The organism is Calditrichia bacterium (assembly GCA_020634975.1).
GTDB lineage: Bacteria > Calditrichota > Calditrichia > RBG-13-44-9 > J075 > JACKAQ01.
Genome location: JACKAQ010000001.1, coordinates 1443308 through 1466707, shown reverse-complemented (window position 1 = coordinate 1466707; position 23400 = coordinate 1443308). Strand labels below are relative to the sequence as shown.

The window sequence follows — 23400 nt, the reverse complement described above, 5'->3', positions numbered from 1 at the left end:
GAATGTCATTGCATATAAAAACATGTCTGCAAACACCAAAACACGTCAACACAATAACACTCAAATTATTACTCATAACGCAATGATTTTACAGGATTTGCCCGCGCTGCCCGAATCGTTTGGTAGCCGATGGTGAGCATCGAAACGGCAACCGCTGCGACGGCGGCAAACAGAAAAATATCCAGCGCAGACCAGCCCATCGACATGCGATAGGGATAATTTTGCAGCCATTGGTTCATTGCGTACCAGCCGAGTGGCCACGCCACCAAATTCGCCAGCAGCACCAGTTTCATAAAATCCTTGCCGATCAGCGCCAGCACCTGCGAAACAGACGCGCCGAGCACCTTGCGAATGCCGATTTCTTTGGTGCGTTGTGCCGTGGAAAACGCGGACAACCCGAACAACCCCAGACAGGCAACCAGAATCGCCAGCGCCGAGCTGTAGCTGATAATTTTCGCGAGATTGTCTTCGACCTGATACAGTTGCTGGAAACGATCGGAAATGATAAAATAAGTCAGCTCGATGCCGGGAACGACTTTCTCCCACTGCTGCTCCAGCAATGCAATGTTTTCCTGTGGTGTATCGTTGGCAAATTTGACCGACATGAAATAGTAGCGCGTACTTTCCACACCGTTGTAAAAATGGATAACCGGCTGCACCGGCTCGCGCAGCGCTTCGTAATTGTAATCCTTCACCACGCCGATGATCGTGCAGGTATTTTCGCCGAAATACAGCATTTTCCCGACAGGATTATCCCAGCCGATCGCCTTTGCCGCCGCCTCGTTAATGATGATCGATTCATCTTCGTCCGTCGCCATTTCTTCCGAAAAATTGCGCCCATTCGCCAGATCGATGCCGAATGTCGGCAAAAATGCTGCATCGATGTTCACAAATCGCCAGTCGAGCTGCCGGTTCGTGTCCCAGCCTTCCGGTCGCGCCAGCGTGTAGCTGTTGCCGTAGCCGATGCCCGGCACGGCTCGCGACAGCGCAACGCTTTTCACCGTACTGTTGGCAGTGATTTCCTTTTTGAGCGTGCCGAAGGTTGCCAGCGCTTCTTCATGCGTATTAAACACGCGCGGATTGGTGCGCAGCACGATCATATTTTCTTTGTCGAATTGCAGATCGTGCGACTTCATGAAATCAATTTGCCGCAGCACCACGCCCGTCGCGATAATCAGCCCGATGGAAACAACAAATTGGGTGATCACCAGCACGTTGCGCAGGTTCAATCCGCCCGGTTTTTTTTGTGTATCGCCGCCGGAAAAGTGAGTGGCTTTCAGTACGGATATCGGCCGGAATCGCGATAGAAACATCGCCGGATAAATCCCTGAAAAAAATGCAGTTACCGCGCCGACAATCAGTAAGCCGATCAGCAAAACCGGTTGCTCCGAAAAGGTCAGCGCCAGCTCCATTTGCACAATTTCGTTGAATTTGGGCAGCAGCAATTCCGCCAAACCGATGCCGAGCAGCAGCGTCACCCCGACAATCAAAAATGTTTCGATCATAAATTGGCTGAACAGCCTGCCGCGATTGGCACCGAGCACCTTGCGCATCCCGATTTCCCGGGCACGCTGCAGCGACCGCGCAATGGAAAGATTGGTGTAATTAATACACGCCAGCGCCAGAATCGCCAGCGCAATCCCGATGAGAATAAATGCATAACGATCCATTCCGGTGAATTCGTTGTGCACATTTTTCAGCGGCATCAATTTGAAAGTGACCTGCTCGATGGCATCTTTGGCAAAAAATTTATCGACAAACGCGGGGAATTTGGCTTCCAGTGCTGCCGGATCAGTGCCCGGCCGAAGTTGCACAAAGCTGAAAAGGAACGAGCCGCGCCAACCGCTGTCGCGTACAAAATCGATGTCCATCGCGTTTTCCCACGGGACAATCATATCGTAATTGAAAGTGGAATTCACCGGAATTTTGCCGAGCACGCCGGTGACCGTGTAATTGTTGGCTTCGCCAACCTGCAGGGTTTTGCCGATGGGATCCTCGCTACCGAAATATTTTTCAGCCATTTCCTGCGATACGATGATCGAACTTTTCTCGCTGAGTGCCGATTGCAGATCGCCTTTTGTCAGCGGAAAACTGAACATCTCAAAAAATCCCGGATCGGCGAAATCAATTTCTTCGCGGAAGCGTTTGTCGCCGACTTGCACCCATTCGCCCACTGAAAATGAGCGATAGCCGTTCACAATTTCCGGGAAATCCTTCATCATTTCCGGCACGGCGGGCACCCAGGTATCGTAAACGGTCAGCGTGCCGCCTTCCGGCGCCGGTCGCGTTCGGTAAAGGAAATACAGGTCGTCGCTGTTTTCGTGAAACTGGTCGTAAGTGAGCACATTCCACGCGAACAGGAGCATCAGCAAACTAACGCCGATGCCAACGGATAAACCCAGAATATTGATGCCGGACTGCACCCGGTTTTTCATCAGATTTCGCAGGGTAATTTTGATGTAATTGATGAGCATCTGCCCTCCGGGAAATTATGTGTTGGTTTGATTATTCAAAAATAGCAATCCGAAATCCTGTCACAGCAGGGATTTCAGATGATGTTTTTCGATGTCATTCCTGCGCATGCAGGAATCTCTCAATTGGTATTCGCAGTAAAAAATTCAACAATTCCCGCCGATAACACCCGAACACAAAACACTACTCATAACGCAATGATTTTACAGGGTTTGCCAGTGCTGCTTTTATCGCTTGCCAGCTTACGGTGATTAAAGAAATAACTAATACAGCCGTTCCGGCAATCGCAAATATCCACCAGTTAATTTCAACGCGATACGCAAAATTTTCCAGCCACCGGGACAGAATGACGTATGCCAACGGCCAGGCTATCAGGTTGGCAATGCCGGTGAGCAGGACAAAATGTTTTGAAAGCATCAGACAAAGCGATGGCACAGATGCACCAAGTACTTTGCGAATGCTGATTTCTTTGGTTCGTTGTTTGGTAATAATTGTTGAAAGTCCGAAAAGCCCCAAACAGGCAATAAAAATTGCCAGAGCAGCAATGATTCCGACTATTTCTGTAACCTGTTTATCCGAGCGATAAAGCTGTTCAAAATGCTCATCCAAAAATGAATATTGGAAGGGATGGTCCGGAACAATTCTGTTCCACTTTTGTTGTAAAGCAGCTATTGTTTCGGTCATGTTTTCCGGCAAAACCTTGACAGACATTTCGCTATAGCCCCAATCCCGGACGTTCAGCACCAGTGACTCAATTTTATGATGCATTGAATTGAAATTGAAATCTTTCACTACACCGATAATCGTTCCGAGCGAATCATCACCGCCTAAACGGAGTGATTTACCCAAAGGTGAATCCCAACCCAGTTTTTCTGCAAGTGTTTCGTTAATGATGAAAGCGCTTTGCCGTTCCGTTGAATATTCTTCAGAAAATGCCCGACCTTCAGCAAGTTCAATCTCGTAAAATGACAGGTAATTGTAATCCACAGATAATTGTGAAGGGGACATGCCGGTTAGTGAATCAACGGTTGCAATACGAATGCCCATTTGATGAATGTTGTTGCCCAATCGTTGCATAGAGCCGGTGACATCTTTAACACCACCCAAATTCCTGAATTCACGCTTCAGGACATCATATTTTTTATTTGCCGTAGTGTTCATGTCAATCAGCAGCACTTGCTCGCGATTAAAACCGGGATTTTTAGCACGCATAAAGTTCAATTGCTGGATGGTCAAGATCGTACCAATAATAAAAACAATTGCAATGGTGAACTGGCTGACTACCAATATATTTCGCAATGGCGATTGTTTTCCGGTGTCTGTTGTGTTTACGCCGGCGCTGCCTTTTAAAACTTTAACGGGTTTAAATGAAGACAAAAATATTGCCGGATAAATACCGGAGAGTAAACCAGCAAGCACTGTCACAGCCAGTAAGCTTGCCATTAAATCGGGTTTTGTTAATACTGAAATGGTCAGTTCCCGGTCGATGATGCTATTGAGTTGTGGCAGACAGAGCTCTGCAATGGCAACGGCAAGGCAAAGTGAAATGAGTGAAAAAATCAGCGATTCACCCAAAAATTGACGAATAAGCTGTGAACGAAATGCGCCGATTGTTTTGCGGATACCTACTTCCCTTGCACGATTTGCAGCACGTGCGGTAGACAAATTCATAAAATTGATGCTGGCAATAGCCAGTACGAATATCGCCAGAATCCCAAAAATATAATTGTAAGTGCGGTCAAATTTTTTCCAGTTACGGTAATCGTGGGTAACATTGGCTGAGCCCAGATGCACATCAAATAATTGTTGAAGATAAAGTTCGTAATAATCAGTAGCACCCGGACCGATGTGCCTTTCCAAATATGGTTTAAATTTTGAATTCAGTGCATTTACATCGGCATTGGGTGCCAGTTGCAAATAGGTAACCAGCCAGTTGCCACCCCAATTATCCATCCATAACTCATCGTTTTCGGGTTCGAAATTATAAATGACATCAAACTGAAGATGGGAATTTTGCGGCACGTTTTGCATTATTCCGGTAACTTCAAACGCTTTATCGCGAACCAGTACTGTTTTCCCGATTACATCTGTTGAGTTAAACAATTTCAGCGCGGAAGATTCGGTCAAAACTGCGCTGTTCGTTTTATTGAGCAGCGTGTTTCTGTCACCATAAATCAATTGAAAATCGAACATCTCAAAAAATGCCGGATCGACCCGGATAGCCTCGTCCAGCATAATCCGGGTTTCCTGATATTGCAGTAACGTTGGACCCGTTGCAACACGTGTAAAATTAATAACTTCCGGAAAATCATCTTTCATTGTGGGACCCATCGGATACATTGATAGCGCAACATGTTGCGGTTCAATTCCGCCGAAACTCTGAATTTCATTCAACCGGTAAATTTGCTCACCTTTTGAATGAAACCTGTCAAAACTGAATTCATAGCTGATAAATTGGTAAATGAGCAGGCATGCAGCCAAACCCACAGCAAATCCCAAAATATTGATGGAAGTGTAAACTTTATGATTGACAAGATTTCGGAATGCTATCTTGATGTAATTGTTGAACATGTTCTCTCCAATTTTTGCCCGGCAAATTTTCTCATGCAAAACTAGTGATGCAAACCTGAATGATTAACAGCTGTTCCTTATTCGTAACGCAATGATTTTATTGGGTTTGCCAGTGCTGCTTTTATCGCTTGCCAGCTTACGGTGATCAGCGCGATAATCAGCGCCAAAACGCCCGCACCGAGAAAAACCCACCAGCCAACAGAGGTGCTGTATGCAAATGTGCCCAGCCATTTGTTCATGGCGAACCACGCCACCGGCCACGCGATCAGGTTGGCAATCACAACCAGCAGCACAAATTCTTTGGAGAGCAGCCCGACCAGATTTCCGGTGGTTGCGCCGAGCACTTTGCGGATGCCCATTTCTTTGGTGCGCTGTTCGGCGGTGAAAGCTGCCAGCCCGTACAGCCCGAGGCAGGCGATAACCACTGCCAGCATCGCAAAAACGCCGAAAATTTTGCCCAATTCCTCTTCGCCGGCGTATTGCGCATCAACGCGGTCGTCCAGAAAATCGTAAGTGAAGGGATAATCGGGGAGATATTCACGCCATATTTTTTCGATGTGCGCCAGCGTTCCGGGAATATCATTGCCGGAAATTTTGACAGCGAAGCGATAGCTCCTGCCGGGATTGATCAAAAAAATGATCGGGACAATTTTGTTGTGCAGCGATTCAAAATGCATGTCCTCCACCACGCCGATGACGATGCCATCGCGCCCGCCGTAATTCATCCGTTTGCCGATGGCGCTTTCCGGCGTCCAGCCAATTTGCGTAATCGCGTTGCGATTGAGAATAAATGATGCGCTGTCGTCCGTAGCGTAATCGCGCGAAAAATCGCGTCCGGCGATCAGCGACATTTTGTAAGTATCTATAAAATTGTAGTTTACGTCCACAACTGCTAACCGGAAATTGATCCGTTGCGGTTCGTCGCCATCCAGAATTTGTGCGCCGGAGCTGTTCAGCAACCTGCCGGAAGGGATTAGCCGGGAAGATGTGACGGCTAAAATATTGGGATTGGTTTGCATCTGCGACTGAATGGATTCGATGTTTTCGCCCATCTCGCCATCGCCGCTGAGCAAAATTACCCGTTCTTTGGCAAAGCCGAGATTTTTGCTGCGCATAAATTCCAATTGCTGATAAACAATGCCCATACTGACAATCAATCCAATGGAAATCGCGAATTGTGTTACCACCAAAATAGTGCGGAAACGGGTACCGCTACTCATTTTGTCGCTGGATTTGAGCGTCGCCACCGGACGAAATGATGAGAGCAAAAACGCCGGATAACTTCCTGCAACCAGCCCGACCAGCACCGTGAGCAGCAGCAATGCCGGTATAATTAACGGGTGGCTGAAGAATTGCAGGTGCAATGCCTTGCCCGTAAAATGGTTGAATTCCGGTAATGCAAATTCAACAAAAACAATAGCTAACAACATCGCAATAAATGTGATGAGCAGCGATTCTCCCAAAAATTGCTGAATGAGCTGACGCTTGTACGCGCCGAGCACCTTGCGCATCCCGATTTCCCGGCCGCGTTTGGTGGCGCGTGCTGTGGCCAGATTCATAAAATTGATGCAGGCGATCAGCAAAATGAAAAAAGCAATCGCGCTGAACAAATACACATTGTTGATATCGCCGTTTTGCTCAACTTCGCTGTTCAAATGCGAATGCAGGTGGATATCCGTTAACTTCATCATATGCAATACGTTAAGATCGCTAACAACGTAATCCGGCGCCTCGCCCAGATAGCTGATGAGCGCCGGGGCATAATATTTATCGATAAACGCCGGCAGTTTTTCCTGCAACGCTGCGGCGGATTGCCCTTTGGCCAGCAAAATGTAGGTCAGGTAATTATTGCTGCCCCAATTGGTTTCCATGAACGTTTTGCCGTAAATCGTTTCCATCGTGGCGAACGAGCCGAGCATATCGAATTTGAGGTGGGAATTTTCTGGCATATCGGCGATAACGCCGGTAACTTTCAGCACGCCTTCGTCTTCATAATTGATGGTTTTGCCGATGGGATTTTCGCCGGGGAAAAATTTATCGGCGATTGATGTTGTGAGCACGATGCAGTTCGGTTCGGAGAGCGCTGTTGCCGGATCACCATTTAGCATCTCGATCGAAAAAATATCGAAAACCGCCGGTTCCGCCCAAAACAAACCGTCTTCCACAAACGATTGATCGTCAATTTTCAGCAAACTGTTGTAATCCTGCAGCAGTCGCGCGATGTGCTCAATGCTGTTGGGATATTCATTTGCGAGCAACGGCGCAAACGGCGGAGCAATCCGGGCGAGGTGCAAACTGGTTTCGCCATCGGGATTTTTCCATTCGCGCGTCACGCGATAAATGCGATCCGCATTCGTGTGAAATTCATCGTAGCTCAGCTCGTCCTGCACCCACAATAAAATCAAGATTGTGCAGGCGATACCGAGCGCCAATCCCAAAATGTTGATCAGCGAATACACTTTGTATTTCAGCAAATTGCGCAGGGCAATTTTCAGGTAATTGGATAACATGGCAGCTTCCTGAAAAGTTTTGTTTAAAAATTTATCTGATAAGCTGTTGTTTGTAAATAGCTTATCGATTGTTATTTGTGGTGATATAACGGCACTGAATTTTCAGTCAGACCTTTCGCAGTGAGATATTGGAGCAGATCTGCGGCTGTGTCGCCACCTTTTTTGGCGTGATGCAGTAATGTATAACCGTGCGGTCCTTTTGCGAAAATCAGATTTGGATACGCATCCAGAATGGGTTTCACCAGCTCTGTTTTCCCGAGCATCGTAAGTACAAACACATTCACGCGCGCGCCCTGCGCGATCAAAAAATTTGCGATTTCCACATCACCCATATGTCCGGCACCGCCGATGGCAGTTTCAAAATCTCCGCCGCCCCAGTCCCAGGTGCAATTGAGCAAGTTGGGATATTCCGACAACATACTTTTAACTTTTGGCAAATCTTTGTGTCCGGCAACGACGAATTCCTTTACCAACGCCGGATCGTATGCCGGCGGCTTCTCTTTTTTCTGTCCGAAAACGGAAACAGGGTTGAGCAACAGTCCCGGTATTCCAAAAGAGATATATTTCAAAAAATCACGTCGATGCGTTTTCATGAAACCGCCTTTTTAAATTATTCGTAACGCAATGATTTTACAGGGTTTGCCAATGCTGCGCGAACCGTGTGGTATCCGATTGTCAACGCCGCCAGCGTCAGAACAATGGCGGCGGAAAAAACAAAAATTTCCCAGCCGAAAGACACGCGGTAGGCAAAATTTTCCAGCCAATTTCCGATCACAAAACTCACTGCCGGAATGGCGATCACATTTGCGATCAGCACCAGCGCCAGCAGCGGTTTGGACAAAATCAGCAGAATGCCGGAAACCGGCGCGCCGAGCACTTTTCGGATACCGATTTCTTTGATGCGTTGTTGGGTGATAAAGGCGATCAACCCATACAATCCCATGCAGGCGACCAAAATTGCCAGCGCGGAAAACAGGTAAATGAGTGTGGCAAATTGACGATCGGATGCATACAAACGATTGAGATTTTCATCCAAAAAAGTGAAGTGAAACGGCAAATCCGGTGCAACCGTCTGCCATTCCTGCTCCAATGCTGCAACGGCCGCGGCAACATTTCCGGGGCGAATGCGGACATAAATATTTTCGATGAGCGGGGAGTAAAAAATCACCAACGGCTCCACTTCGTGATGCAGCGAGGCAAAATGGAAATTGTCCACCACGCCGATAATGTGCCCGTCCACCAGATTGCTGACCCGCAGCGGTTTCCCGACGGGATCGTTGTATCCCAACAGTTGCGCCGCCGCCTGATTGACCACAATCGCACTGGTGGAATCGCTGGCAATGTCCTCGGAAAACGTTCGTCCGGCAATGACGGGAATATCCAGCGATTCAAAAAAATCGTATTCCACGCCATAAATATTCACCGGAATGCCCTCGTCTTCGGACGCGCCTTCTTTAAAAATGGGGACGTTGCCGTTGTCGCCATCCAGCGTGCCGCCGCTGCCGCTAACGGAAATAACGGACGGGTTTTCGATCAGCTGTTGGCGAATAACGTCATATCGCGTGTGGGCGGATTCGCTGGGAATGCTCAAAATAGCGATGGCTTCGCTGGTGAACCCCAAATTTTTGTTGCGGATAAAATTCATTTGATCGGCAATAATGATGCTGCCGGCGATCATCGCGGTGGTAATCGCAAACTGGAAAACAACCAGAATTTTGCGCAATTGCAATCCCGCTGTGCTGGTTTTGAATTGTCCTTTGAGCACTTTTACCGGCTGAAACCGGGAAACAATCAGTGCCGGATAACTGCCCGCAAAAACGCCCACCAAAATTCCGATACCCAGAAAAATCGCCGCGACCGAAAGAAAATTCGCAGTGGAAATTTCAAATGAAAAATTGAAGAACTGATACAGCGCTTCGTTCAAAAACTCCACTATTGCGAAAGATAAAATCAGTGCGAGCAGCGTGGTCAGCAACGATTCGCCCAAAAACTGGCGCATCAAATTGTGTTCGTAAGCGCCCAAAACCTTGCGAATGCCAACTTCCCGGGCGCGATTGACAGAATATGCCAGCGACAAATTCATAAAATTGAAACAGCCCAACAGTAAAATCAGCACGCCAACGGCGATAAGTCCGTATAAATAATCCACGTTACCCGATGAAATAGCGGGATGCAAAATATCGCCGAAATAAATATCGCCCATTGGCTGAAGCCGTAATTTGAACCGCTTCGCCCGGTCTGGCGGCCAATGGGTGTTGACAAATTCCGGAAATTTGGTTTCCAACTCGGCGGGATTTACGCCGTTTTCCAGCAGCAAATAAGTGTTAAACGAAATCCAGTCCCAGCTTTCCAGCGTAACCGGATAGCCGCGCGGCACGGTAAACGTTTGGAAGGAAATTGCCAGATCGAATTTCAAATGTGAATTTTGGGGAATCGGTGCAAAAACGCCGGTAACGGTCAGCGGGATGCGATTGTCCATTTCCAGCACTTTGCCGATCGGATTTTCTTCGCCGAAATATTTACTGGCGATTGCCGGAGTGATCACCACGGAATTCGGTTCGGAAAGCGCGGTGTGCGCATCGCCGCTTTGCAGCGGGAAAGTGAACACGCTGAACAGCGTTGAATCGACATAAACAATGTGATCTTCGTAAAAGCGGTTGTCCGCATTCGCGACAATCTGGCGTCCGGGAAAACGAAAGCGCACCGCGCTGAGAATCTCCGGAAATGTTTCCGCCAACGCCGGTCCGGTTGGCGGTCCAACGGTTGCCAAATGGCGTCCGCCTTCGCCGCGAAACGGCGTTTCGTCATGCGTGACCCGGTAAATTCTGTCGGATTTTTTATGAAATTTATCGTATTCAAATTCTTGTTTTACAAACAGATATATAAAAATACAACTGGCAAATCCCACCGCTAAACCGAAAATATTGATAAACGTATTCAGCTTATGTTTTGAAAAATGGCGAAACGCCAGTTTGATATAATTTCTAAACATGCTATCCTTTCGGGTATACTAATTTTGCAATTTGGAGACGTCATTTCGGATCGATCATCCCCGCAGTTTTTTAGCGGGAATCTCGTGTTGTGAGCAAACGGATGCCCGAAAAAACTCCCGGGCATAACCGTGTTTCACTCATACCGCAGCGTTTTTACCGGATTGGAGAGTGCGGTGCGAATTGCCTGGTAGCTGATGGTCAGCATCGCGATAACCGTTGCAATGGCACCTGCCAGCGCAAATACCCACCAGCTAATTTCCGTGCGAAAGGCAAAATCTGCCAGCCACATATTCATGATGTACCAGGCTATCGGCGATGCAACCAGAAATGCGATGCAAACCAGTTTGATAAAATCTTTCGTAAGCAGCCCCACGACACCCGGCACAGAGGCACCCAAAACTTTCCGGACGCCAATTTCTTTGGTGCGTTGTTCCGCTGTAAATGCCGCCAAACCAAATAATCCCAGGCATGCGATAAAAATGGCGATCATTGCGAAAACGTTAAACACATCGCCGAGACGTTTTTCCGCGCGATACATCTGATCAAATCGATCGTTCAAAAAGGAATAGCTGAACGGCTCGCCGCTGCCAAATGTTTCCCATTTTGTTCTGATAAACGCCAGAATGTTTTCGATATCTGCAGTTTGCAAACGGAAAGAAACCAGTGATTGGTGTTGTTTGAGATTTATACCAAGTGGGGTAATGTTTTCACGCAGCGATTCAAAGTGGAAATCCTTTACCACGCCAATAACGGTGAAGGTTTCAAATTCTTTTTTGTTAGCATTTTGTTCGGAATCGGATTTGAAACGCTGAATCTGTTTTCCGAGAGGATTATCTGCGAATCCGAATAATTTTATCGCGGATTCATTGAGGATTATCCCTGATGAATCTGTTCCGAAATCCCGCGAAAAATCACGTCCTTTAATAATTTCCATGCCCATTGTGGAAACGTAATCGTAATCGACATCCCAAATTTGCATGGAAACTGCCGAGGTTTCATCGATGTTCCCTTCCGGCCAAAAACCGGAATTGCTCCGGCTGGAGCGCACCGGCAGATATCCGCTGACCGTTCCGCTGATGACTCCCGGATGATCAACGACTTCCGCTTTGAATGACTGTAATTTGTCGCCCAGTCCGTACGCATCGTGAATGACCAGCACCTGCTCTTTATCGAATCCCAGTTTTTTGTTTTGGATAAACCCAAGCTGATTGTTTACCACAATAGTGGCAATAATCAACACGATAGATGCAATAAATTGGAAGACAACCAATCCGCTGCGCAAAATGCCGGATGCACCGCTGCGGTTCAAATCCCCTTTGAGCACGCGAACCGGTAAAAATTTGGAGAGAAATAACGCCGGATAGCTGCCGGCAAGAATACCCACCAACAGCGCAAAAATAATCAAACCCGGCAACAGCAGCGGCGATGCCAGATAATCGGTTGTTATTTGCCGCTCTGCCAACGTATTGAAAAACGGCAGCACTATCTCTACCATCATGAGCGCGATGAGCAAAGCCAGCATACTCAGCAATACGGATTCGCTCAGAAACTGCCCGACAAGTTGCGATTTATAGGAGCCGAGCACCTTCCGGATGCCTACCTCTTTGGCGCGCCGCGCCGATCGGGCGGTTGCCAAATTCATGAAATTGATGCAGGCAATGATTAACATAAAAATGGCAATTGCGGAAAAAATATACACATATTTGATATCGCCGTTGGCGGATAATTCCGCAACGAGTGACGAATGTAAATGAATATCTTTCAGCGGTTGCAAATAAAAACGAATGCTGTTTCCCGCTTTGGCAAAAGCATCAAAATCCTTTCCGATATATTCCAGCAGTTGCGGTCCCATATATTTTTTTATCATTGCCGGAAATTTGCTTTCCAGCGCAGATGCCGCAGATTCGTCTTTTAGCAATATATATGTGTTGAAATTGCTGTTCAACCAAATCCCTTCACGGCTTTCATCGAGCGCAGTCATGGAAATGATGATTTCAAACCGGAAATGTGAGGTTTCCGGCATGTCTTCGAAAACGCTGCTTATTTGATAGGTGTCGCGGTTATCCAAAATCAGCGATTTTCCGATGGGATTTTCATAACCGCCGGGTAAGGATGGATCGGGATAATATTTGCGGGCGATGGATTCGCTGATGATAAGATCGCTCGGATTTTGTAAGGCTGTCCGGCTTTCCCCAAACTTCAACGGCAGTGTGAATACATCAAAAATAGCATTATCCGCATAAACAATCTGCGTTTCTTTATAATTCTGGATTGTACCTGCTTTTTTCACCAAAAAACTGCCCCGGTCACGAAACCGCATGGCAGCCTGTACTTCCGGATAATCATTGATCAGCGTTTCAGCCATCGGCGCGGGCACAACCGCAATATTCATGTGGTTGCCGCCAAAATGGATGTCGCTGGCAACCCGGAAGATGCGGTTGGCGTTTTCGTGATGTTTGTCGTAACTCATTTCGTGACGCACGAATAAATAAATGAGAATACAACTTGCCAGCCCCAACGATAACCCCAAAATGTTGATCAGGCTGTAAATCGATTGTTTGCGCAAGTTTCGCAGCGCGATTTTTAAGTAGTTGGAAAGCATAAATTTAGCCCTTATTCGATTTATTCATACCGCAGCGTTTTTACCGGATTGGCCAGCGCGGTGCGAATCGCCTGAAACGATACCGACAGCAGCGCGATTGCCAGCGCAATTACGCCTGCCAGCAGGAAAATCCAGCCGTTGAGTCCGGCGTGTTCCACAAAATTTTCCAGCCAGCGGCGCATCAGCCAACCGGCGATGGGCGCGGAAACCGCCAGTGCAATCGTCACCAGCAGCAAAAATTCTTTAGATAACAACCAGATCACGTTTGGCACCGTGGCGCCCAAAATCTTGCGGATGCCAATTTCTTTAGTACGCTGTTCCGCCGTAAATGTTACCAATCCGACCAGCCCGAGGCAGGCAACGAGAATCGCCAGCGTGGAAAATCCGCCGAACAGCCGCCCCATATTTTGCTCCGCGCGATACATCCGCTCAAAATATTCATCCATAAACCCGTATTCATACGGATGACCGGGGAGAAGATTGGTCCATGTTTGTTCAATAAAATCAAGGGTTTGGGTGATGTTTTCCGGGCGAACGCGAATCATCAGATAATTGTATCGTTCCGGATCGATGTTCATGAACAGCGGCTCAATTTTGCGGGTCATTTTGTTATACTGGAAATCTTTCACCACGCCGATCACGGTCATCGGTTGGGCGTCTTCGCGCTCAAATTGCATGCCGATAGGGTTTTCCCAGCCGAGTTCCCGTACCGCGGTTTCGTTGATGATCACCGCCTGCGAAGTATCTGTGGCAAATTCGCGGGAAAAATTACGCCCGTCGACAAGCTCCATTTCCATTGTGTTGATCAGGTCAAAATCCACATAGCTGATGCGCATCATCAGGCTTACCTCGCCGTTGGTGCCGGCGACCGTGCGGGTGCTTTGGTTGCCGCTGACGCCGGTTTGCCCGGAACTTGCCGCCGCACTGATGATCTGCGGATTTTCCGCCAGCGTCGATTTCAACTGTTCGATGCTGTTCGATTCCTCTTCGCCGCGAATCGGGAGATACATCAGCTGCTCGCGGTTGAAACCGAGATTTTTGTTGCGGATATAATCCATCTGGTTGATGACGATGCCGGTGCAAATAATCAGCGCAATTGCGATGGTAAATTGAGTCACCACCAGCAACTTGCGCATCTGCGCGGAGCGCCCTTTCGGCCCAATGTTGAACTGCGCTTTGAGCGTTTCGATGGGGCGGAACGCGGAGAGGAAAAACGCCGGATAAATACCCGCGAAAATGCCGGTCAAAATGGCAACGCCAATCAGCACCGGAATCAGGAAAGCGTAGTTTTGCTCACCGAGAACCAGATCGCGACCGGAAACCTCGTTCACAAACGGGATGGCCGTTTGCGCCAGCCCCACCGCCAATATCAGCGCGATAAAGGAAATAATAATCGATTCTCCCAAAAATTGGGCGATCAGCTCTTTGCGTTGCGAGCCCATCACTTTGCGGATGCCCACTTCGCGGGCGCGTTTTACGGAGCGAGCAGTCGAGAGATTCATAAAATTGATGCAGGCGATCAGCAAAATGAACAGCGCGATCGCCGCGAAAATGTAGATATAATCGATGCTGCCCTGATTGTTATTGTAGGTTTGGAAACGGATGTGATCGGAAAACAGATGGATTTCCGTCAGCGGTTGCAGATACATTTCCAGTCCGGTATTCCACGATGATTCATTGAGATGCCGGTCCAGAAATGCCGGGAATTTTTCTTCCAGTTGGGCAGCGGAAGTGCCTTCTTTTAATAGCACATAGGTTGCCAAAAAATTGGAATCCCAGTTGTTCATCATGTCGCTGTATTCCGCATCCAGCTGGTCGATGTTTGCGAGCATGCTGAAAACGAGATGGGAATTTTCCGGGTAATTTTCGATGACGCCGGTAACTTTGTATTCATTTTTGCCGAACCAGAATTCCAGTTCCAGCGTTTCGCCGAGCGGGTTTTGGTTGGGGAAAAATTTCTCGGCAATTTCCCGGTTAAGGATTACGTCATGCGGTCCGTTCAACGCTGTTTCCGGGTTGCCGTGAATAAACTCGACCTTGAACAAATCAAAAAATGACGGATCGGTGCACGCCGAATTGTCTTCATAAAATGCCATTTCGCCTTTGCGAACAAACACATTGCCGGAGCGCATCACCCGGGTTACCTGCTCAATTTCCGGGAAATCGGATTTCAGCGCTTCGGCGAGCGGTGCCATCGTTACCGCAACGTGCTGGATATCCACCCCGCGCGGTTTCTGGATTTCCACCGGACGGTAAATACGCTCCGCATTCGGGTGGAATGTGTCAAATGCCAGCTCGGTTTTGATAAAAATGGTGATGAGGATAAACCCGGCTATCCCGATAGCCAGCCCGATAATGTTGATCAGTGAATACACTTTGTTTTTTCGCAAATTGCGAATAGCGATTTTGAAATAATTTGAAAACATGTTGAATTCCAGTGCAATTTTGGATTGTTGGAAAAACCACAATTGCCCGAACACCGCCGGGCGGATGTGCGCAACCCGGATAGATCAATAACTATACCAACATTGTTTTTTATGAACTTAGCTACTTTTTCAGGTGGGAAAAGTGTTCGGTGGATGACAAGATGTGTTCGGTAGTGGACACATCTTGGCCCGATAATCATTTTTACATAAGATTAATATTGTATCGTGTATCTCGTATCGATATCTTCTCAAAAAAGGATAAAACGATGAAAAATGTCAATGCCTGCTGTCTTTACTGCCAGAAAACCAGCGATGAAGTGCCGCTGATTTCCCTTCAATTCAAAAATCACGATCTGAAAATTTGTCCTCAACACCTGCCCATTTTGATTCACGATCCCGCAAGGCTGATTGGCAAATTACCCGGCGCAGAAGGCTTGGAACCGGCAGATCACCATGATTAGCGGATGCTTTTGCTAACTTGGCGAACATTATGTTTTTTGTCGATTGGCAGATATGGAAGTTATTGGAAAATTACACCGGTGCGATTTATTATTGATTTAATTCGTAGTCAATTCGCTCTTTTAAAAAGATCTTGATTAACGATTGGTAAGGAACATCTCGTTTATTGGCAACCATTTTAATCTCATCCAGCAAATCTTCCGGAAGGCGAAGGGAAATCGTTTTTGTGGAAGGTTTCAGGTTTGGAAACACCACCTGTTTCGATATTTTCCAGTTTATGTATTCTGCAGAATCCGCACTTGCCCAAAACGCTCTTTCTTCATCCTCATTTTTGAAATCAGGGATTTTTTTTAATTTGCTCATTATAAATTTTTCTTTCCTTTTTGCTCATGTCTCGGGCAGAAACAATTCGAATCAATTTTCCTCTGATTGTGAAAACAATAAATAAGCATCGGTCACTATTTGTTCTGCCAAGCATAAACCACCGCAATTCTTTTTGTGAGTGTCCGGCGTCTTCAGCAACAATGACCGGTCTGTTAAAAAAGGGCTGTTCGCACTCGCTTTGCGATACGCTGTGCTTTATCCAATTTTTGCTTTGATTGCCCTCATCCCGTTGAAATCCTTCACAATTGAGTAACATTTTCTCGCCCATGATGTATATTGTGAAAATATACATTGAGAATCAAATGGAATCTTTGCGCTATTTGTTTCTCGGGGATAATCGGTTGAAGGATAACAAGACCTATTCGAAGGCAAACAGGTCTTGTCGATGTGTGTGGGGGTGTCAAATGATGGATCTATCGCACATCATACCGCAAAAACGCCACAAACCCGCCGCTAAACGCCAGCGCAGTGAACAGCAACAGCAGCGCCACATCGGTGATCAGCGAGGGAAAAATCTGCGAAAACGCAACGGACTGTAGAAAACTAACCCCAAATCACTTTAATAATTTAGTCCACGAATAACCAGAATCATCAAAACAAACCCCACAATACCCCAAAATCCAATCTTTCCAACCGTTTTCCAAATTGTCTTCTTTTCCTCGCTCGTAGCAAAGACCATTTTGTATCCTCGCTTTGGAATTGTGCGGATTTGCGGTGGATCTTCGAAATGAGTTGCCAACAGTTTTCGCAAATCTGAAACAGCTTTGGTGAGCGATTCTTCATTAACGAAAGTTTCATTCCAAATATGCTCAATCAGCTGCTTTCTGGTCACTAATTGATTGGGATGTTTGCCTAACAGGTAAAACAGTGTTGCCAATCGTGGCTCGAGATATACCTCAGCTGATTTCCCATCTGAAAGCAAGCCGGATGCCAGCCTTAGTGACCATGCGCCAATAGTGATCTTGTCATTAGCGTCCATGTTAACAGGTTCTTTCATAAAAAATAGACTTTTATTTCGGTTTTCTTTCAGGTTTTTTGGCAGATGTTTGTCTATTCTTACGACAAGCCAAAAAATTATTCACGGCATTTTAAACAATTGGTGTTGAGAAATTCAGCGACCAAAAAACAACACTAAAATAATACAGGAAAACGTATGAAAAACAATAAAGTTTGGAAACACACTTTAATAATTGTTCAAACAATAGTTGGAATATTGTTTTTGTTGGCGGGAGCAGCAAAATTTTTAGCAGCAGATTTTTGGATAAAAAAGTTTAGCCAGTGGCATTATCCTGATAAATTTTACATGATTGTCGGTTTTGTCGAGTTTGTGGCTGCAATATTACTCTTTGTTCCAAAGATATCAAAATACGCTGTCATTTCATTGATTTTTGTCATGATTGCCGCCATTTTGACCCATGTGGTTCATCAGGAATCAACAGAGATATTTCGACCGGGAATTTATTTAGTTTTGCTGGTGACAATCATTTTTCTTAAAAGAAAAGCGAATAATGTCCAATAGATTCATTCCAAAAAGATGTGGAATTACCGAACATCATACCGCAAAAACGCCACAAACCCGCCGCCAAACGTCAGCGCAGCGAACAGCAACAGCAGCGCCACATCGGTGATCAGCGAGGGAAAAATCTGCGAAAACGCAACGGACGGCGCAGCAAACTTGGGCAACTGGCTCAAATCCAGACTCCCGATGTCGCTGCCGGTGGAAATATCGATGCCCTTTTCGCTATCGATGCTGATGCGCAAACCGCCGGACTCACCGGTTTCCTCGCGCTTTTTCTCCAAAAAATCCACGAATTGGGTGCGGTAATTGTGCAGCGCATCTTCGTATCGCGTTTTCAACGCGATATTGGTTCCGGCAAGATTCATCGCCGCCAACTGGAACGCGGACGCCGGGGAAAATCGCGACAGCGTAAAACCCATCCGCTCGCGAACTGTATGTTGGTTGCGCACGGATTCGGTCAGTTTGCGGTTGTATTCCGCGATATCTTTCTGCACCTGTTTGCGGCTGGCGTCCTCTTCCTGCAGCCAGTCCCACATGTGTTCGTCCTCGTATGCCTGCCGTTCATCGTCGCTCATGCCCTGCGTGGCGTTGCGGCGTTCGGCGAGCCGCGCTTCCATCGCCTGCGACGATTGATCCCAGCGATCCTGCTCAAATTTGGCCTGGCGGCTTTCGATTTCCGCAACGCTCGGCACGGGCACAAACTGTCCGGCGAGCATCACCCCGGCGCGGGGAATGATCAGCGTTAGCGCCACCCAACTCACCAGCAGCACCAGAAACGCGCTGGCGGATGTCCGGGTGATCGCCGAAACCAGCAGCCCAAACGCGATAAAAAAAGTGAAATACAGCAGCGAAATACCCAGCAACGAGAAAATTTTCAGCCAGTGATCGCCGGTGAGCGGCACGTTGTAAAGCATCACCAGCAGCAATCCGAGCAACACCGGAATGAGAATCGGCACCACCAAACCCAGCCACGATCCCAAAAATTTGCCGGTCACGTATTGCACACGCGGCACGGCATTCGCGAAAGTCAGCTTCAACGTGCCCTGCTCGCGCTCCCCGTTGATCGCGTCGTAGGTGAACAGAATCGCCAGCAGCGAAAGCACCACCGTCACGATAAATGTGAAATCAATAAAGCGGAACACCGCAAAAATGGGATCGTCCGCATAGCTGCTGCGCTTCAGCTTCACATCCTGCCACTCGCCGATGGGCGACACCCGCCCGATGTCGTAATGGATGCCGGAAACGAAAATCTGCATCGGGTCCGGCGCGCGAAACACGCGATTGTCCACATTCATCCAGTTGGTAGCCTCAGCCATTTCCTGATTGACGAGCTGCACCGCCGCATCGTATTGCTGCCGCGCGGATTGATATTCCTGCAACCCGATGAACACGCTCAGCAAAATCAGCACCGCCGAAACGCCGAAGGTTGCCGGGAATTTCGGGCTGGCGAGGATGGATTTCAGTTCTTTTTCGATGATGAGTTTTAACATGGGTTTACCTTTTGATTTCAATCAAATTTGATGTTGGAGATACCTGCCTGCACAGAAATGACGCCCCGTTTGTCATGCCCGCAATCTTTTAGCGGGAATGACAAACGGGCTTTTACCGCACGTCGTATCGCAAAAACGAGAAAAACGCACCGGCGAAACAAATGATGTTCAGCAACGCCAGCAACCCGAAATCCGGCAAAGCCGCCGCCAGCGATTCGCGCAGTTCGGGCGATCGGTATTCGAACGCGGGAATTTCATACGGATCGATTTTCGGCGGTGCATCCTCGCCCTCTGTGATGGTGCGAATGATCATCCCACCTTCGCGAAGCATGCCGCCGGTTTTCTCTTTCATGAAATTCGCGTAGCTCTGCTGATAGTTATTCGCAGCGTCGAGGTAATCCTGTTTCATTGCGATGGACGTCCCGGCGAGGTGCGTCGCTGCCAGCGAAAACGATGCCGCCGGCGATAATCGCGCCAGTCCCAGCGCCAGATTTTCCTGCACCGTTTGCCCGTTGCGACGCTGTTCCTGCAGCCGGGCACTCAGTTCGCGGGATTTTTCCTCACGTCCCTCCGCTAACTCCTGCATGAATTTCTGGAATTGCTGAACGGTTGCCTGCACATCATCTTTGTTCTCCGGGCGGAAGGATTTCATTTTGTCTTTGTCTTCCTTCCAGAGTTGCGAGCGGAAACGGCTTTTCTGTGCGTTGATTTCATCGACGGAGAGCACATCCACTGAACGACCGGCCAGCAGCACTGCACTGCGGGGGATGATCATCACAGCGAAAATCCAGATGACCAGCATCATCAAAAATGCGGTTGCCGAGCGACGGGTCAGCGCGGAAATCCACACTGACAGCGTGAGAAACACCCCGAAAAAGAGCAGTCCCGCCAAAGAGATGAGCGCCAGTTTTGCCCAATCGCTGCCGGCCATCGGTACGCCCATCAGCGGCAGCAGCAGCGATCCGATCAATATTGCCAGCAGCAACGGCAGTCCCAACGCCAGAAATGCGCCGATAATTTTGCCCAAAATGTAGCTGTCTTTCGGGATGGCGTTGGCAAAGGTGAGCCGCAGCGTGCCGCGCTCTTTTTCGCCGTTCACGGCGTCGTACGCGAACAGAATCGCGAATAGCGATAGAATAATTGTGAAAATAAATTCCAGATCGAGAAAACGGAACACCGCGAAAATGGGATCATCGCCGTAGCGGCTGTCTTCGGCGGTCAGCTCGCCGCGGCCATACATCAGAATGTTGCGCCCGATATCGTTGGACACACCACCGACCAGCGCCGCCAACGGTTCCGGCGGCAAAAATACGCGATGCTCGACCATCAGCCAGTCGGTGAGGTCGCTCATTTGCCGGATGTTTTCCTGCAGCGCGGCTTCGTATTGCGCACGACTGACCTGATAGTTGCGCGCGCCCACGTAAAACGCCAGCACGATCAGCGTTGCGCAAATCCCGAAGGTCACCGCAAATTTCCGCGATCCGATGATCTCCCGCAGCTCTTTTTCGATGATAAATTTTAGCATGTCGATTTCCTTTTTTTGTCACTGACACAAGAGGACACGGAGAGCTTTTTTGTATTTAAAAGAAAAGCCCTGTGCTCTCCGTGACTCGGTGGCTAATCTTCAGTTTCCAGTTTTTGCAACATCTCCGCCGCGTTTTGGTTGCCGGGGTTCAACGCCAGCGATTTGCGGTAATTTTCAATCGCCAGTTTGCGATTGCCTTTCACCATGTGCGCCTCGCCGAGGCTGTCCCAGGTGTTGGCGATTTGCGGAAACAATTGGGTGTTCACCGTAAAAATGTCGATGGCGGCGTCCACATTGTCCTCAAACAGCAGATCGTAACCCACGCGATTGAGCACAAAATCCGGCGGGTCCATCAGCTCGTAATTTGCCAGAATGCGCTCAAAATTTTGTCGCAGATAGTCGCTGCCGTGCGCTTTCCAGGTTTGATACATTTGCTCAAATACGGTCAGTCGAACGGGTTCCGGCTCACCGCCGGAGAGGATGGTAAATATTTGTTTTCCAACAACTTCTGCGATCGGTTCATCCATATTTGCTAGCACGATAACCGTGTAACCTTTCGCCGGTTGACTGAGCACCAACGAATTGTTGCCGGGCGAACCACCGGCTTTGCCGGAAATATATTTCGGATCGTTCAGCAGATTTTGCCATTCTGCTGGTTCTGCAGAAAATCGTGCCGCTTTGATGCCTTTGGAGCGATCAGACAGCAGCCGGTTATCGCGTAACAGCGAATGCTCAAATTTGAACAAATCGCCAACCGTGGCATACGCCCCGCCGGACGGCGACGGCCATTCGTCAACTTCAGCGGGAAAAATCCTGCCGGTTGCGGAGCGCATATACCATTTCGGTCGCGTCGACTGTGCCGCGATTTTGCGCCAGTGAAACAGCGTTTCGCTCATGCCAAGCGGCTGCAAAATGTGTTGCTCAACCGCGTCAAAATAGCTTTTCCCGGTCACTTTCTCGATGATCGCACCGAGCACCGTGTAACCGGAATTTGAATATTGCTCATCGGTTCCCGGTTCAAACAGCAGCGGTTCGTTTTTGAACAGATCGATAATTCGCGCAACGGTTGTCAGCGAATCCATCGTTTCGCGGGGGAGCGGATCGCGCAGATAATCGCCAAAGCCAGCCTCGTGACGCAGCAATTGCCGGATGGTCACTTTTTGGCTGATCTCCGCCGGAAACATATCGAGATATTTGCCCATCGGATCATCGAGATCGAGTTTATTTTGCTCCGCAAGTTGTAGAATTAACACTGCCGTAAAATCCTTCACGATCGAGCCGATTTTCAATTTAGTGTCCGTTTTCATCGGGATATTTTGTTCGCGATCGAGCATCCCAAATGCTGTTTCGTAAACCGGTTTCCCGTTTTCGGTGACCAAAACGACGCCGGAAAACAGGTCTTTTCCGACATATTGTTTGACTGTCGCATCGATGGTTTCGATGGTGTTTTGTGAAAAAATTGCGTTGGATAAGAACAAAAATATCAATAGCATAAGCTGTCTTTTGTGCATGTTTTCCTCTGTAAGATTTTCAAAGTCATGAGATTCCTGCCTTCGCAGGAATGACCAACTACTGTTGAAATGTTGAAACGTAGGGGCGAATTGCCGTTCTCCCTTACACGGATTTTTCAAATTTCCAATTTCAACTTTCCACTTCCATATACCCCGCCATGTGCGAGACATACAATTGCTCCAAATCCTCGCCGGCGATTTCTGAACGCTGCTTTTCCGCCATCAGCACACCCTGATTCATAATGCCGATGATATCCGCGACCTGTTTGGCGCGGAAAATATCGTGGGTGGACATGAGGATGGCTTTGCCCTCGTCGCGCAGCTCTTCCAGCAATTTGATGAATTCCAGCCCCGCTTTGGGATCGAGTCCTGAGGTGGGTTCGTCGAGTAAAATTGCCGGAGCATCCTTCAAAATAGCGATGGCGATGCCACATTTCTGGCGCATGCCTTTGGAAAAATCACGCAGTTTTTTGCGATGCGCCGATTCCTGCAATCCCACCCGCAGCAGCACTTTGCGGTAATCCGCATCCGAAACGTTGGTTTTGCCGCCGAGTTTTGCGAAAAATGCCAGATTCTGCAGCGCCGTAAAATTGGGATAGAGCATCACATTTTCGGACACAAACGCGATTTTCGCTTTCGCAGCCAGCGGCTCGCGATGCGTCACAATGCCATCCACCAGCGCCTCGCCTTCGGTTGGATCGATAAAATTGAGAAACAGGTTGATTGCTGTGGTTTTGCCCGCGCCGTTCCCGCCGAGCATCGCGTAAATTTGCCCGCTGTTCACCGACAAATTCAGCCGGTCGAGCGCCAGCACGCCGTCCTCGTATCGTTTGGTCAGATTCACCGCCGCCAGCATCGGGCGTTGTTCGTTGGTTGTCATTTTTTCTCCTTTTTCAAAAGGATAAAGGATAATTGATAAAGGATAAAACGGGTTAATT

16 protein-coding genes are annotated in these 23400 nt (G+C 48.1%); 2 read left to right on the top strand and 14 right to left on the bottom strand.

What is annotated here, in order from left to right; translation table 11 throughout:
* Nucleotides 1-68 precede the first annotated feature (68 nt).
* The 7 genes from H6629_05980 to H6629_05950 form a co-directional block, all read right to left on the bottom strand.
* Nucleotides 69-2474 (bottom strand): ABC transporter permease, encoded by a 2406-nt coding sequence (locus tag H6629_05980; GenBank protein MCB9067339.1) that lies wholly within the window; start codon nt 2472-2474, stop codon nt 69-71.
* A gap of 181 nt (nt 2475-2655) precedes the next feature.
* The gene (locus tag H6629_05975) at nt 2656-5043 is read right to left on the bottom strand and encodes an ABC transporter permease (GenBank protein MCB9067338.1); all 2388 of its coding nucleotides are present in this window, start codon (nt 5041-5043) and stop codon (nt 2656-2658) included.
* Between the two features lie 77 nt (nt 5044-5120).
* Complete coding sequence (locus H6629_05970; GenBank protein MCB9067337.1) at nt 5121-7553, bottom strand: ABC transporter permease; 2433 nt, start codon at nt 7551-7553, stop codon at nt 5121-5123.
* A gap of 71 nt (nt 7554-7624) precedes the next feature.
* Entirely contained in the window at nt 7625-8146 is a 522-nt protein-coding gene (locus H6629_05965; GenBank protein MCB9067336.1) for an ankyrin repeat domain-containing protein, read from the bottom strand.
* A gap of 17 nt (nt 8147-8163) precedes the next feature.
* The gene (locus H6629_05960; GenBank protein ID MCB9067335.1) at nt 8164-10545 is read right to left on the bottom strand and encodes an ABC transporter permease; all 2382 of its coding nucleotides are present in this window, start codon (nt 10543-10545) and stop codon (nt 8164-8166) included.
* 134 nt (nt 10546-10679) lie between these two features.
* Complete coding sequence (locus H6629_05955) at nt 10680-13148, bottom strand: ABC transporter permease (GenBank protein MCB9067334.1); 2469 nt, start codon at nt 13146-13148, stop codon at nt 10680-10682.
* Nucleotides 13149-13168: 20 nt separating this feature from the next.
* Complete coding sequence (locus H6629_05950) at nt 13169-15574, bottom strand: ABC transporter permease (GenBank protein MCB9067333.1); 2406 nt, start codon at nt 15572-15574, stop codon at nt 13169-13171.
* 266 nt (nt 15575-15840) lie between these two features.
* On the opposite strand from H6629_05950, the gene H6629_05945 reads away from it, so the two are divergent.
* Nucleotides 15841-16035 (top strand): hypothetical protein, encoded by a 195-nt coding sequence (locus H6629_05945; GenBank protein ID MCB9067332.1) that lies wholly within the window; start codon nt 15841-15843, stop codon nt 16033-16035.
* A gap of 88 nt (nt 16036-16123) precedes the next feature.
* Here H6629_05945 and H6629_05940 read toward each other — a convergent pair whose 3' ends face one another.
* The 3 genes from H6629_05940 to H6629_05930 form a co-directional block, all read right to left on the bottom strand.
* Nucleotides 16124-16396 carry a BrnA antitoxin family protein gene (locus H6629_05940; GenBank protein MCB9067331.1) on the bottom strand — a complete coding sequence of 91 codons (273 nt, stop codon included), beginning with the start codon at nt 16394-16396 and terminating at the stop codon, nt 16124-16126.
* A complete protein-coding gene (locus tag H6629_05935) occupies nt 16371-16709 on the bottom strand; it encodes a BrnT family toxin (protein MCB9067330.1) in 339 nt (112 codons plus the stop codon). Before H6629_05935 ends, H6629_05940 begins: the two co-directional genes overlap by 26 nt.
* Before the next feature lie 267 nt (nt 16710-16976).
* A complete protein-coding gene (locus tag H6629_05930) occupies nt 16977-17414 on the bottom strand; it encodes a winged helix-turn-helix domain-containing protein (protein MCB9067329.1) in 438 nt (145 codons plus the stop codon).
* A gap of 156 nt (nt 17415-17570) precedes the next feature.
* On the opposite strand from H6629_05930, the gene H6629_05925 reads away from it, so the two are divergent.
* Nucleotides 17571-17936, top strand: coding sequence for a DoxX family protein (locus H6629_05925; protein ID MCB9067328.1), 366 nt, complete (start codon nt 17571-17573; stop codon nt 17934-17936).
* 23 nt (nt 17937-17959) lie between these two features.
* Here H6629_05925 and H6629_05920 read toward each other — a convergent pair whose 3' ends face one another.
* From H6629_05920 to H6629_05905, 4 genes are all read right to left on the bottom strand, one after another.
* Nucleotides 17960-19426, bottom strand: coding sequence for an ABC transporter permease subunit (locus tag H6629_05920; protein ID MCB9067327.1), 1467 nt, complete (start codon nt 19424-19426; stop codon nt 17960-17962).
* Between the two features lie 112 nt (nt 19427-19538).
* Nucleotides 19539-20951 carry an ABC transporter permease subunit gene (locus H6629_05915; protein ID MCB9067326.1) on the bottom strand — a complete coding sequence of 471 codons (1413 nt, stop codon included), beginning with the start codon at nt 20949-20951 and terminating at the stop codon, nt 19539-19541.
* Nucleotides 20952-21043: 92 nt separating this feature from the next.
* Nucleotides 21044-22462, bottom strand: coding sequence for a serine hydrolase (locus tag H6629_05910; protein ID MCB9067325.1), 1419 nt, complete (start codon nt 22460-22462; stop codon nt 21044-21046).
* A 130-nt stretch (nt 22463-22592) separates the two neighbouring features.
* A complete protein-coding gene (locus H6629_05905) occupies nt 22593-23318 on the bottom strand; it encodes an ABC transporter ATP-binding protein (protein MCB9067324.1) in 726 nt (241 codons plus the stop codon).
* Nucleotides 23319-23400: the final 82 nt, after the last annotated feature.